The organism is Actinomycetes bacterium (assembly GCA_036510875.1).
In the GTDB taxonomy this organism is placed as follows: domain Bacteria; phylum Actinomycetota; class Actinomycetes; order Prado026; family Prado026; genus DATCDE01.
Genome location: DATCDE010000218.1, coordinates 1 through 13338 on the forward strand (window position 1 = coordinate 1; position 13338 = coordinate 13338).

At 70.5% G+C, this 13338-nt stretch carries 13 protein-coding genes; all 13 read left to right on the forward strand.

Going from position 1 to position 13338, the window contains the following annotated elements:
* Positions 1 to 657, forward strand: a 657-nt coding sequence (locus tag VIM19_12610) for a demethylmenaquinone methyltransferase (protein ID HEY5185720.1), incomplete at its 5' end; no start/stop codon positions are given.
* A gap of 240 nt (positions 658 to 897) precedes the next feature.
* Positions 898 to 1257 carry an NADH-quinone oxidoreductase subunit A gene (locus VIM19_12615; protein HEY5185721.1) on the forward strand — a complete coding sequence of 120 codons (360 nt, stop codon included), beginning with the start codon at positions 898 to 900 and terminating at the stop codon, positions 1255 to 1257.
* Positions 1258 to 1281: 24 nt separating this feature from the next.
* Positions 1282 to 1836, forward strand: a complete 555-nt coding sequence (locus tag VIM19_12620; GenBank protein ID HEY5185722.1) for an NADH-quinone oxidoreductase subunit B family protein — start codon at positions 1282 to 1284, stop codon at positions 1834 to 1836.
* The gene (locus VIM19_12625) at positions 1833 to 2543 is read left to right on the forward strand and encodes an NADH-quinone oxidoreductase subunit C (protein HEY5185723.1); all 711 of its coding nucleotides are present in this window, start codon (positions 1833 to 1835) and stop codon (positions 2541 to 2543) included. The genes VIM19_12620 and VIM19_12625 overlap by 4 nt, the downstream gene beginning before the upstream one ends.
* A 53-nt stretch (positions 2544 to 2596) precedes the next feature.
* Positions 2597 to 3919 (forward strand): NADH-quinone oxidoreductase subunit D, encoded by a 1323-nt coding sequence (locus VIM19_12630; GenBank protein ID HEY5185724.1) that lies wholly within the window; start codon positions 2597 to 2599, stop codon positions 3917 to 3919.
* Between the two features lie 3 nt (positions 3920 to 3922).
* Positions 3923 to 4588: an NADH-quinone oxidoreductase subunit NuoE gene (gene nuoE, locus VIM19_12635; protein HEY5185725.1), complete on the forward strand. Its 666-nt coding sequence runs from the start codon at positions 3923 to 3925 to the stop codon at positions 4586 to 4588.
* A 1-nt stretch (position 4589) separates the two neighbouring features.
* The gene (gene nuoF, locus VIM19_12640; protein HEY5185726.1) at positions 4590 to 5891 is read left to right on the forward strand and encodes an NADH-quinone oxidoreductase subunit NuoF; all 1302 of its coding nucleotides are present in this window, start codon (positions 4590 to 4592) and stop codon (positions 5889 to 5891) included.
* On the forward strand, positions 5891 to 8350 hold the full coding sequence (locus VIM19_12645) for an NADH-quinone oxidoreductase subunit G (protein ID HEY5185727.1): 2460 nt from the start codon (positions 5891 to 5893) through the stop codon (positions 8348 to 8350). The genes nuoF and VIM19_12645 overlap by 1 nt, the downstream gene beginning before the upstream one ends.
* Before the next feature lie 47 nt (positions 8351 to 8397).
* A complete protein-coding gene (nuoH, locus tag VIM19_12650; GenBank protein HEY5185728.1) occupies positions 8398 to 9687 on the forward strand; it encodes an NADH-quinone oxidoreductase subunit NuoH in 1290 nt (429 codons plus the stop codon).
* A complete protein-coding gene (nuoI, locus tag VIM19_12655; protein ID HEY5185729.1) occupies positions 9680 to 10276 on the forward strand; it encodes an NADH-quinone oxidoreductase subunit NuoI in 597 nt (198 codons plus the stop codon). The genes nuoH and nuoI overlap by 8 nt, the downstream gene beginning before the upstream one ends.
* Positions 10273 to 11049, forward strand: coding sequence for an NADH-quinone oxidoreductase subunit J (locus tag VIM19_12660; protein HEY5185730.1), 777 nt, complete (start codon positions 10273 to 10275; stop codon positions 11047 to 11049). The genes nuoI and VIM19_12660 overlap by 4 nt, the downstream gene beginning before the upstream one ends.
* A complete protein-coding gene (gene nuoK / locus VIM19_12665) occupies positions 11046 to 11345 on the forward strand; it encodes an NADH-quinone oxidoreductase subunit NuoK (protein ID HEY5185731.1) in 300 nt (99 codons plus the stop codon). The genes VIM19_12660 and nuoK overlap by 4 nt, the downstream gene beginning before the upstream one ends.
* A gap of 61 nt (positions 11346 to 11406) precedes the next feature.
* Entirely contained in the window at positions 11407 to 13338 is a 1932-nt protein-coding gene (gene nuoL / locus VIM19_12670; GenBank protein ID HEY5185732.1) for an NADH-quinone oxidoreductase subunit L, read from the forward strand.

A 13338-nucleotide genomic window follows, 5' to 3' on the forward strand; every position in this document is an offset into this window, starting at 1 on the left:
GCCGCGATGTTCGACGGCGTGGCCGAGCGCTACGACCTCACCAACGACGTGCTCTCATTGGGCCAGACCAGGGCCTGGCGGCGGGCCGTCGTCCGTGCCGTCGACGCCCGTCCCGGCCAGCGGATCCTCGACCTCGCGGCCGGCACCGGGACGTCCAGCGCGCCGTTCGCCGCGGCGGGCGCCCAGGTGGTGCCCTGCGACTTCTCCCTCGGCATGTTGTGCGTGGGCAAGCAACGGCAGTCGGCCCTCAGCTTCGTGGCCGGCGACGCGCTGAGCCTGCCGTTCGAGGATGCCTCCTTCGACGCAGTCACGATCTCCTTCGGGCTGCGCAACGTGCACAACACGGCTGCTGCCCTGGCCGAGATGTTGCGGGTGACCCGACCCGGTGGGCGGCTGGTGGTCGCCGAGTTCAGCCACCCCACCTGGGCGCCGTTCCGCACGCTGTACGTCGAGTACCTCATGCGCGCACTGCCCTCGATCGCGAAGGCGGTGGCCAACAACCCGGACGCCTACGTCTACCTCGCCGAGTCGGTGCGGGCCTGGCCGGACCAGCGCGGGCTGGCGGCGCTCCTCACGGCGGCCGGCTGGGACCAGGTGGCCTGGCGGGACCTCTCGGCGGGCATCGTCGCGCTGCACCGCGCGGTTCGGCCCGACTGAGGCTGCTGACGGTGGCCCGCGACCAAGGTCATAGACTGACGCGCGGCTCGTGAAGATGTTCACAAGTGAAGGGGTCGGGGTGTCCAGCGCAGTCGCGGCAATGGTGCCGCGGGGGGTCCCCCCGGAGGTCCGGGTGCGCGTCCGGACGGACCTTGCGAGCCCCCTAGGATGGGACTGCCCGGCGGTCGGGACGTGTCCGTCGACGTCGTCGAAGATGCAGCGGAAGGAGTGCGAAGCGGCATGAACGCTTCCGTCCCCGTCATCGTTCTCGGAGCCATCGCCGGGGCTTTCGCCCTGGTCTCGGTGGTGGGTGGCATGTTCATCGGGCCCCGCCGTCGCAACCGGGCCAAGTCGGACGCCTACGAGTGCGGCATCGAGCCCACGCCGCAGCCGATCGGTGGCGGGCGCTTCCCGGTGAAGTACTACCTCACCGCGATGCTGTTCATCATCTTCGACATCGAGATCGTGTTCCTCTACCCGTGGGCCGTCACCTTCGACCGGCTCGGGGTCTTCGGACTCGTCGAGATGGTCCTGTTCATCGCCACCCTGGCCGTCGTCTACGCCTACGTATGGCGGCGCGACGGCCTTGAGTGGGACTGACGTCCACCGATCAGGAGAGCCTGGATGGGACTCGAGGAGAAGCTGCCGAGCGGCGTCCTGCTGACCACGGTCGAGCAGGTCGCCGGCTACATGCGCAAGAGCTCGCTGTGGCCGGCGACGTTCGGGCTGGCCTGCTGCGCCATCGAGATGATGTCCTCCGGCGGCCCCCGCTACGACCTCGGGCGCTTCGGCATGGAGGTCTTCCGCGCCTCTCCGCGGCAGGCCGACCTGATGGTCGTGGCCGGGCGGGTGAGCCAGAAGATGGCCCCCGTGCTGCGGCAGATCTACGACCAGATGCCGAACCCCAAGTGGGTGCTGTCGATGGGGGTGTGCGCCTCCTCCGGCGGCATGTTCAACAACTACGCCATCGTGCAGGGCGTCGACCACGTCGTGCCGGTGGACATCTACCTGCCCGGCTGCCCGCCGCGGCCGGAGATGCTCATGGACGCGATCCTGAAGCTGCACGACCAGATCCAGCACTCGAAGCTGGGCGCCAACCGCGAGCGTCAGGTCGAGGAGCGTGAGCAGATCGCGCTCACCGCGCTGCCCACCTCGGCGATGAAGGGACTGCTCCGGTGACCGAGGGCAACCACGGTCTCGAGAGCGGCGGAGAGGTCGTCCCCGCCGAAGCAGAGGCCGCCGAGGTCATCGGCGTGCGGCACGGCATGTTCGGGGTGCACGGCTCGGGCGACACGTCCGGCTACGGCGGGCTGGTGCGCACCGTGGCGATGCCCGGTGCGACCCCGCGCCCGTACGGCGGCTGGTTCGACGAGGCCGCCGACACGCTCGAGCGCGTCCTGCCGTCGTACGGCGACGCCGTCGAGGGTGTGGTCATCGACCGTGGCGAGATGACGATCCACGTGCGCAGGGAGAAGGTCGTCGAGGTGCTGCAGGCCCTGCGCGACGACCCGCTGCTGCGGTTCGAGATGTCGCTCGGGGTCAGCGGGGTCCACTACCCCGACGACACCGACCGCGAGCTGCACGCCGTCTACCACCTGCGCTCGCTGACCCATAACCGGCAGCTGCGGGTCGAGGTCGCCGTCCCGGACGCCGACCCGCACATCCCCACGGCGACCAGCGTGTACCCCACGAACGACTGGCACGAGCGGGAGACCTACGACTTCTTCGGGATCATCTTCGACGGTCACCCGGCGCTGACCCGGATCCTGATGCCGGACGACTGGCCCGGCCACCCGCAGCGCAAGGACTACCCGCTCGGTGGGATCCCGGTGGAGTACAAGGGCGCCGAGATCCCGCCCCCCGACCAGCGGAGGGTCTACAGCTGATGTCCACCGACAACATCACCTTCGGCTCGGCCGGCGCCGCGGCGTCCGGTCCGGTGGCCGACGCGTACGCGGGCTCGCGGGAGACCACCGAGGGGACCGTGTACACGGTCACCGGCGCCGACTGGGACACCGTGGTGCGCGGCGTCTCCGGTGGCCGCCAGGAGCACGTCGTCGTCAACATGGGACCGCAGCACCCGTCCACCCACGGCGTGCTCCGGCTGATCCTCGAGCTCGACGGCGAGAACGTCATCGAGGCCCGGTGCGGCGTCGGCTACCTGCACACCGGCATCGAGAAGAACCTCGAGTTCCGCAGCTGGACCCAGGGCGTCACGTTCGTGACCCGCATGGACTATCTGGCGCCGCTGTTCAACGAGACGGCGTACTGCCTGGCCGTGGAGAAGCTGCTCGGGATCACCGACCAGATCCCGGAGCGGGCCAGTGTGATCCGGGTCATGCTCATGGAGCTCAACCGGATCTCCTCCCACCTGGTGGCGATCGCCACGGGCGGCATGGAGCTCGGCGCCCTCACCGCGATGATCTTCGGGTTCCGCGAGCGTGAGCTGATCCTGGACGTCTTCGAGCTGGTCACCGGCCTGCGCATGAACCACGCGTTCATCCGCCCCGGGGGCGTGGCCCAGGACCTCCCGCCGGGTGCGGTCGACCAGATCGCGGAGACCGTCAAGAAGCTGAAGAGCCGGCTCACGGACACCGAGAAGCTGCTCGTCGACAACGGCATCTGGATGGGGCGCACGGTCGGGATCGGCTACCTGAACCTGTCCGGCGCGGTCGCCCTCGGCCTGACCGGGCCGATCCTGCGGTCCACCGGGCTGGCCTGGGACCTGCGCAAGATGCAGCCCTACTGCGGCTACGAGACCTACGAGTTCGACGTCCCGACCCAGACCACCTCCGACTCCTACGGACGGTTCCTCATCCGGATGGCGGAGATGCAGGAGTCGCTGAAGATCGTCGAGCAGTGCCTGGACCGGCTCACCCCTGGGCCGGTGATGGTGGAGGACAAGAAGATCGCCTGGCCGGCGCAGCTGGCGCTCGGCTCGGACGGCATGGGCAACTCCCTCGACCACATCCGGCAGATCATGGGCGAGTCCATGGAAGCCCTGATCCACCACTTCAAGCTGGTGACCGAGGGGTTCCACGTCCCGGCCGGCCAGGTCTACCAGGCGATCGAGTCCCCCCGCGGCGAGCTCGGCGTGCACATCGTCAGCGACGGCGGCACCCGCCCGTACCGGGTGCACTACCGCGAGCCCTCGTTCACCAACCTGCAGGCCGTGGCCGCGATGTGCGAGGGCGGCCAGCTGGCCGACGTCGTCGTCGCGGTCGCGAGCATCGACCCCGTGATGGGTGGAGTTGATCGCTGACCCATGGCACTGACCGACAGCACGCGCGAAGAGATGCGCGCGATCATGGCGCGCTACCCGAAGCCGCGCTCCGCGCTGCTGCCGATGCTGCACCTCGTGCAGGCCGAGGACGGGTACGTCACCCCGGAGGGCATCGAGCTGTGCGCCGAGCTCCTCGACCTCACCACGGCTGAGGTGAGCGCCGTGGCGACCTTCTACACGATGTACAAGCGGCACCCGGTCGGCGACTACCACGTGGGTGTCTGCACGAACACGCTGTGCGCGATCATGGGCGGCGACGCGATCTTCGGAGCGCTGAAGGACCACCTCGGGGTCGGCAACGACGAGACCACGGCGGACGGCGCGATCACCCTCGAGCACGTCGAGTGCAACGCGGCCTGCGACTACGCCCCCGTAATGATGGTCAACTGGGAGTTCTTCGACAACCAGACGGTGGACAGCGCGGTCGACGTCGTCGACCGCCTCCGGTCCGGCGCCGAGGTCCGGTCCACCCGTGGCCCGCAGGTGGTCAAGTTCACCGAGGCCGAGCGGGTGCTCGCGGGCTTCCCCGACGGGCTCGCCGACGAGGGCCCCTCGGCCGGGCCGGCGACCCTGGCCGGACTGTCGGTGGCCCGAGAGCTCGGTCACGTGGCGCGTGAGGCCGGCGCCGAGACCCCGAAGGACTCCTGACGTGGCCACGCTCACGCCGGTGCTGTCCGCGCACTGGGACGCCGACCGCTCCTGGACGCTGGGCAGCTACCGCGCGCGCGAGGGGTACGCCGCCTTGTCCAAGGCCCTGGCGATGCCCCCCGACGACGTCATCGCGCTGATCAAGGACTCCGGGCTCCGCGGCCGTGGCGGCGCGGGCTTCCCGACCGGCATGAAGTGGGGCTTCATCCCGCAGGGCGACGGCAAGCCCCACTACCTGGTGGTCAACGCAGACGAGTCCGAGCCGGGCACCTGCAAGGACATTCCGCTGCTCATGGCCGACCCGCACCAGCTGGTCGAGGGCGTCGTCATCGCCGCGTATGCGATCCGGGCGCACCACGCGTTCATCTACGTGCGCGGCGAGGTGCTGCACGTGATCCGGCGGGTGCAGCAGGCGGTCGCCGACGCGACGGCCGCCGGGCTGATCGGCCCGAACATCCTCGGCTCCGGGTTCGACCTCGACGTGACTGTGCACGCAGGTGCCGGCGCCTACATCTGCGGCGAGGAGACCGCGCTGCTGGACTCCCTCGAGGGCCGGCGCGGGCAGCCCCGGCTGCGGCCACCGTTCCCGGCGATCGCCGGCCTGTACGCGTCGCCGACCGTGGTGAACAACGTCGAGTCGATCGCGTCGGTCCCGGCCATCGTGCGCGGCGGCGTGGACTGGTTCCGCTCCTTCGGGTCCGAGAAGTCGCCGGGCTTCACGCTGTACTCGCTGTCCGGGCACGTGACCCGGCCGGGCCAGTACGAGGCCCCGCTGGGGGTCACCCTGCGCGAGCTGCTCGAGCTGGCGGGCGGGGTCCGGGAGGGCCACGAGCTGAAGTTCTGGACACCGGGGGGCTCGTCCACCCCGCTGCTCACGGCCGAGCACCTCGACGTGCCGCTCGACTACGAGGGCGTCGCCGCGGTCAAGTCCATGCTCGGCACCAAGGCGCTGCAGATCTTCGACGAGACCACCTGTGTGGTTCGCGCGGTGCTGCGCTGGAGCGAGTTCTACAAGCACGAGTCCTGCGGCAAGTGCACGCCCTGCCGCGAGGGCACGTACTGGCTGGTGCAGATCCTGGACCGGCTCCAGCGCGGGGAGGGCAGCCCCGAGGACCTCGACAAGCTGCTCGACCTATCCGACAACATCCTCGGGCGCGCGTTCTGCGCGCTCGGCGACGGCGCGACCAGCCCGGTCACGTCCTCCATCCAGTACTTCCGGGACGAGTACATCGCGCACCTCGAGCAGGGCGGATGTCCGTTCGACCCGGTGGCCTCCACCGTCTTCGCGGGAGCGCACGCCTGATGACCGTGACCACCGGAACCCCCGGCAGCGGCGCTGTGGAGCAGCGGACCGACCTGGTCAGCCTGACCATCGACGGGATCGAGACCAGCGTGCCCAAGGGCACCCTGATCATCCGGGCCGCCGAGGAGCTGGGCATCGCCGTCCCGCGCTTCTGCGACCACCCGCTGCTCGACCCGGTCGGCGCCTGCCGCCAGTGCCTGGTCGAGGTGCAGGGCCAGGGCAAGCCCGCGGCGTCGTGCACGACGACGGTCGCGGACGGCATGGTCGTGCGCACCCAGCTCACCTCGCCGATCGCCGACAAGGCGCAGCACGGCGTCATGGAGATGCTGCTGATCAACCACCCGCTGGACTGCCCGATCTGCGACAAGGGCGGCGAGTGCCCCCTGCAGAACCAGGCCATGTCCAACGGCCGTGCCGAGTCCCGCTTCAACGGCACCAAGCGCACCTTCCCCAAGCCGATCCCACTGTCCAGCCAGGTGCTGCTGGACCGCGAGCGCTGCATCTCCTGCGCCCGGTGCACCCGGTTCGCCGCGCAGATCGCCGGTGACCCGTTCATCGAGCTGGTCGAGCGCGGCGCCGACCAGCAGGTGGGCATCTACGCGCGGCAGCCGTTCAACTCCTACTTCTCCGGCAACGCGGTGCAGATCTGCCCGGTGGGTGCGCTCACCGGGACGGCGTACCGATTTCGCTCGCGGCCGTTCGACCTGGTGTCCACGCCCACGGCGTGCGAGCACTGCGCGTCGGGCTGCGCCCTGCGCACCGACTACCGGCGCAACGCCGTGCTGCGCCGGATGGCCGGCGACGACCCCGCCGTGAACGAGGAGTGGAACTGCGACAAGGGTCGCTGGGCGTTCCACTCGAGCACCCAGCCGGACCGGCTGGCCGCCCCTCTCGTCCGGGGGACCGACGGTGTGCTGGTGGCCGCGTCCTGGCCCGAGGCGCTGGACGCCGCGGCGCGTGGGCTGGCCGCCGCCCGCGAGGCTGCGGGGGTCGGGGTGCTGGCCGGCGGTCGGCTCACGGCCGAGGACGCCTACGCCTACGCCAAGTTCGCCCGGGTCGCGCTGGGCACCAACGACGTCGACTTCCGGGCCCGGACCCACTCAGCCGAGGAGGCCGACTTCCTGGCCGCGCTCGTGGCCGGCCGCGGCCTGGGCTCTCCGTCGGTGCCGACCTACGCCGACCTGGAGGCCGCGCCCGTCGTCGTCCTCGCCGGCTTCGAGCCGGAGGAGGAGTCGCCGATCGTCTACCTGCGGCTGCGCAAGGCGGCCCGGCGGTACGGCCTTCCGGTCATCGCAGTGGCACCGTTCGCCAGCCCGGGTCTCGAGCGGGTGTTCGGCCGGCTGATCCCGACCGTCCCCGGGGCCGAGGCCCAGGCGCTGGACGCGCTGGCCGGGTCGTCGGCCGCCGAGGGGCCGGCCGCGGACGCGGCCCGGCTGCTGCGCGAGCCCGGTGCGGTGCTCCTCGTGGGGGAGCGCCTGGCCGGAGTCCCCGGGGCGCTGTCCGCCGCGGGGAGGCTGGCTGCGGCCACCGGCGCCAAGCTGGGTTGGGTGCCGCGGCGAGCGGGTGAGCGCGGCGCGGTCGAGGGCGGTGCGCTGCCCGGGCTGCTGCCGGGTGGGCGCCCGGTCGCCGACGCCGCGGCCCGGGTCGACGCTGCGGCCGTCTGGGGCGCCGGGCAGCTGCCCGAGGGCCCCGGTCGGGACACCTCCGCGATGCTCGCGGCGGCCGCCGCTGGTGAGCTGGCGGCGCTGGTCGTCGCCGGAGTCGAGGTCGACGACCTGCCCGACCCGTCCGGCGCCCTCGCGGCGCTCGACTCGGTCGGCTTCCTGGTGAGCCTCGAGGTCCGCGACAGCGCAGTCACCGAGCGCGCCGACGTCGTGCTGCCCGTGGCGCCGCCGGCCGAGAAGGCCGGGACGTTCGTCAGCTGGGAGGGCTGCGGCCGGGCCTTCGACCAGGTGCTGCACGGCTCGTCGGCCATGCCGGACAGCCGGGTGCTCTCGATGCTGGCCGCCGAGCTCGACGTCCGGCTGGGCCTGGACACCGTCGACGCGGTGCGCCGTGAGCTCGCCGAGTTCGAGCCGTGGCAGGGCACGCGGGTCACCGCCCCCGACGTCCCGGCCTCGGCTCCGCCCGAGCCTGGACCCGAATCGGCTGCGCTGGCCACCTGGCGGCTGCTCCTCGACGCGGGTCGTGGGCAGGACGGCGAGCCGCACCTGGCCGGGACCGCGCACCCGTCGGTGGCCCGGGTCTCAGCGGTGACGGCGGGGGCCGTCGGCGTCGCCGCCGGGGGCTCCCTGCGGGTGAGCACCGAGCATGGGTCGGTCGAGCTGCCGGTCGAGGTCACCGAGATGCCGGACGCCGTGGTCTGGCTGCCGGGCAACTCCGTGGGCTCGGCCGTGCACCGCGACCTGCAGGTCGGGTACGGGGCCATCGTCGGACTGAGTGCAGGGGGTGCCGCGTGACCACCGGACTGCTCGGCGCGGTCGTGACAACCGAGGACAACCTCGGGATGTTCGGCACCGACCCGTGGTGGCTCATCCTGCTCAAGGCCGTCGGTATCTTCCTGGTCCTCGTGCTGCTCACCCTGTTCAACATCTGGTTCGAGCGCCGGGTCGTGGCCCGCATGCAGAACCGCCTCGGCCCGAACCGGACCGGTCCGTTCGGCCTGATCCAGGGCCTCGCCGACGGAGTGAAGCTGGCGCTGAAGGAGGACATCCTCCCCAAGGCCGCCGACCGGGCCGTGTACTTCCTGGCGCCGATCCTGGCCACCATCCCGGCCTTCCTGGCCTGGGCGGTGATCCCGTTCGGTCCGGTGGTCTCGATCTTCGGCCACCAGACTCCGCTGCAGCTGACCGACTTCCCGGTCGGTGTGCTGTACGTCCTGGCCGTCGCCTCGGTGGGGATCTACGGCATCGTGCTGGCCGGCTGGTCGTCCGGCTCCACCTACCCGCTGCTGGGCAGCCTGCGCAGCACCGCCCAGATGATCAGCTACGAGATCGCGATGGGCCTGTCCTTCGTCGCGGTCTTCCTGGTGTCCGGCTCGATGTCCACCTCGAGCATCGTCGCGGCGCAGCAGCCCCGCTGGTTCATCCTGGTGGTGCCGCTGTCCTTCGCCATCTACGTGATCGCGATGGTCGGCGAGACCAACCGGGCACCGTTCGACCTGCCGGAGGCCGAGGGCGAGCTGGTGGGTGGCTTCCACACCGAGTACTCGTCACTGAAGTTCGCGCTGTTCTTCCTCGCCGAGTACGTCAACCTGGCCACTGTCTCGGCGCTGGCCACCACGCTGTTCCTGGGCGGCTGGCGGGCCCCCTGGCCGATCTCGCTGTGGAGCGGGGCGAACGAGGGCTGGGTGCCGCTGATCTGGTTCTTCGGCAAGGTGCTCGCCTTCGTCTTCGTGTTCGTGTGGCTGCGCGGCACGCTGCCCCGGCTGCGCTATGACCAGTTCATGAAGCTCGGCTGGAAGGTCCTCATCCCGGTCTCACTGGGCTGGATCGTCGCGGTCGCGGCCGTGCGCGTGGTGCGGACCCAGGGCGTCGACCTCACCCGGCTGGTCATCGGCATCGGGGTGGTCGCTGCGGTGGTCCTGCTGGCCTGGTACATCGCCGAGGGGCAGGCCATCAAGCGCGCCGCCGCCCGGCCCAAGGCCCCGCCGAGGGAGTTCGACCCGTTCGCGGGAGGCTTCCCGGTGCCGCCGCTGTCCGCGGCGACGACCCGAGCCGCCGCCGTCGTGCCTGCGGGCGCGTTCAGCGAGGACGACGAGACCGTCGCTCAAGACGAGGAGCCTTTCGGTGGCTGACGTCAAGATCCCCGGCCGCGGCTTCGGGGTGACCTTCCAGACCATGTTCAAGAAGGTCGTCACCGAGCAGTATCCGGAGGAGCACAAGACGACCGCTCCGCGGTTCCACGGTCGGCACCAGCTGAACCGGCACCCGGACGGCCTGGAGAAGTGCATCGGCTGCGAGCTGTGTGCCTGGGCCTGCCCGGCGGACGCGATCTACGTCGAGGGTGCGCCGAACAGCGAGGACGAGCGGTTCAGCCCCGGTGAGCGGTACGGCGGCGTCTACCAGATCAACTACGCGCGCTGCATCTTGTGCGGGCTGTGCATCGAGGCCTGCCCGACCCGGGCGCTCACCATGACCAACGAGTTCGAGCTCGCCGACCACACCCGGGCCAGCCTCATCTACGAGAAGCAGGACCTGCTGGCCCCGATGCTCCCGGGGATGCTGGCGCCCCCCCACCCGATGGTCGAGGGCACCAACGAGAAGCACTACTACCGGGGCCAGGTGACCCAGGCGACGCCCGGTCAGGAGGCCTGGGTGGCGCGGCACCACGGGACCGAGGAGGCCGCCGTGGGGGCCGACCTGACGGACGGGGACGAGCAGTGAGCAGCGCGGTGCTGGCGGTGTCCGGCGGCGAGGCGGTCGGCTTTTGGACCTTCGGCCCGCTGGCCGTGCTCGGCGCCGTCATGATGCTGCTCAGCCGCAAGGCCGTGCACAGCGCGCTGTGGCTGGCCATGACCATGATCAGCCTGGCCTTCCTCTACATCCTGCAGGGCGCGGTGTTCCTGGGCGTCGTCCAGGTGGTCGTCTACACCGGCGCCGTCATGATGCTGTTCCTGTTCGTGCTCATGCTGGTCGGCGTGGACGCGTCCGACTCCCTCGTCGAGACGCTGCGCGGTCAGCGGGTCGCGGCCGTCGTCGTGGGCCTGAGCGTCGGCATCCTGCTCATCGCCGGCATCGGCCGCGCTGTGGTCGAGCCGGTCGAAGGCGTCGACGTCGCGAACGCGGCCCAGGGCGGCAATGTCCAGGGCATCGCCGAGCTGATCTTCACCCGCTACCTGTGGGCGTTCGAGGTCACCTCGGCGCTGCTGATCACTGCGGCGCTCGGCGCGATGATGCTGGCGCACCGGGAGCGCGTCGTCCGCCGGCTCACCCAGCGCCAGCTGGCGATCCAGCGGTTCCACGGCGAGCAGCGGACCCCGCTGCCCGTCCCCGGTGTCTACGCACGTCACAACTCGGTCGACACCCCGGCCCTGCTGCCCGACGGCACGCCGGCTGAGTCGTCCATCCCGGTCCCGCTCGGCCAGCGCGGCGTGCGCCAGCAGACGCCGACCGAGCTCAAGACCGGACATGACGAGCTCGAGGGAGGCGACGCATGAGCCCGACGTACTACCTGGTGGTCTCCGCGCTGCTGTTCACGCTCGGCGGCACCGGGGTGCTCGTCCGCCGCAACGCGATCGTGGTGTTCATGAGCGTGGAGCTGATGCTCAACGCGAGCAACCTGGCGTTCGTCACTTTCGCGCGCATGAACGGCAACCTGCACGGCCAGGTCATGGCCTTCTTCGTGATGGTGGTCGCGGCCGCCGAGGTCGTGATCGGGCTGGCCATCATCGTGTCCATCTTCCGGACCCGGCGGTCGGCTTCGATCGACGACGCAAGCCTGTTGAAGTACTGACCGTGACGGCGATGAGGATGATCGTGTCCCGCACACCTGTGCAGCACCCGAGGACCGTCGCATGAACGCGGCCGTGCTCGCCGAAGCCAGCCCGGTCGCAGCGTCCGGCGTCTTCTCGCTGCTGTGGCTCGTAGTCGCCCTGCCGCTGTTCGGTGCCGCGATCCTGCTGCTGGCCGGTCGCCGGTCCGACCGGTGGGGCCACTGGCTCGGCACCGGCATGCCGGTCGCGTCCTTCGTGATCGTCAGCGCCATGCTCTTCGCGATGCTCGGCCGCGACAGCGGCTCCCGCAGCATCAACCAGACCGTCTACACCTGGATCCCGGTGGGCGGGTTCAGGGTCGACATGGGGCTGCTGCTCGACCCGCTGTCGGTGTCCTTCGCGCTGCTCATCACCGGGGTCGGCTCCCTGATCCACATCTACTCGATCGGGTACATGTCCCACGACCCGGCCCGCCGCCGGTTCTTCGGCTACCTGAACCTGTTCGTCGCCTCGATGCTGCTGCTCGTGCTGGCCAACAGCTACCTCACGCTCTACATGGGCTGGGAGGGTGTCGGTCTCGCGTCGTACCTGCTCATCGGCTTCTGGAACTACCGCCCGGCCTTCGCCTCGGCGGCGAACAAGGCGTTCGTCATGAACCGGGTCGGCGACATCGGCCTGTCCATCGCCATCATGATCATGTTCGCCACGTTCGGGACCGTCTCGATCGCCGCGGTGTCGGCTGTGGCATCGCAGGCCTCGCACGGTGTGCTGACCGCGATGGGGCTGCTCCTGCTGCTCGCCGCCTGTGGCAAGTCGGCGCAGGTCCCGTTGCAGGCCTGGCTCGGAGACGCCATGGCCGGCCCGACCCCGGTGTCGGCACTGATCCACGCCGCCACGATGGTGACCGCCGGCGTCTACCTGATCGCCCGCTCGAACGCCATCTTCGACCTGTCGGCCGGAGCGCAGCTCGCGGTGGCCATCGTCGGCGCGGTCACACTGATCTTCGGTGCCATCGTCGGTTCCGCCAAGGACGACATCAAGAAGTCGCTCGCCGGCTCCACGATGAGCCAGATCGGCTACATGATCCTGGCCGTGGGCCTGGGACCGATCGGGTACGCGTTCGGCATCGCCCACCTGCTCACGCACGGCTTCTTCAAGGCCGACCTGTTCCTCGGCGCCGGGTCGGTCATGCACGGCATGAACGACGAGGTGGACATGCGCCGGTACGGCGGGCTGCGCAAGCTGATGCCGGTGACCTTCGTGACCTTCATCTTCGGCTATCTGGCGATCATCGGCGTCCCGCCGTTCGCCGGGTACTTCACCAAGGACAAGATCATCGAGGCCGCCTTCGACAAGGGCGGCGTCCAGGGCTGGACCTTCGGGTTCATCGCCCTGCTCGGCGCCGGGATCACCGCCTTCTACATGACCCGCATGGTGATCATGACCTTCTTCGGTGAGAAGCGGTGGGCGCCCGACACCCACCCGCACGAGTCGCCGACGGTGATGACCGCCCCGATGGCCGTGCTGGCCTTCATGTCGCTCGTCAGCGGTGCGCTGCTCATGCTCGGCGGCCGGTTCGTCACCTTCCTCGAGCCGGTGTTCGGCCCGGAGCCGGTGGTCACCCAAGTGATCTCGCCCGTCGTGCTGACGGTCATCACCTTGGCGGTGGTCGCGCTGGGGGGCGGGCTGGCCTACCAGCAGTACGCGACCCGACCGGTCCCCGAGGTCGCGCCGGTCGACGTGTCACCGCTCACGGTCGCGGCCCGCCGCGACCTCTACGGCGACGTGGTCAACGAGACCCTGGTCATGCAGCCCGGCCAGTACCTCACCCGGTTCCTGGTCTTCTTCGACAACCGGGTGGTGGACGGTGCCGTGAACGGCCTGGCCGCCCTGATCGGCGGGATCTCCGCGCGGAGCCGCCGGACCCAGACCGGGTTCGTCCGCTCGTACGCGCTGTCCATGTTCGCGGGCGCTGCCATCGTGGTGGTCGCCGTCGTGTTGGTAAGGATCTGA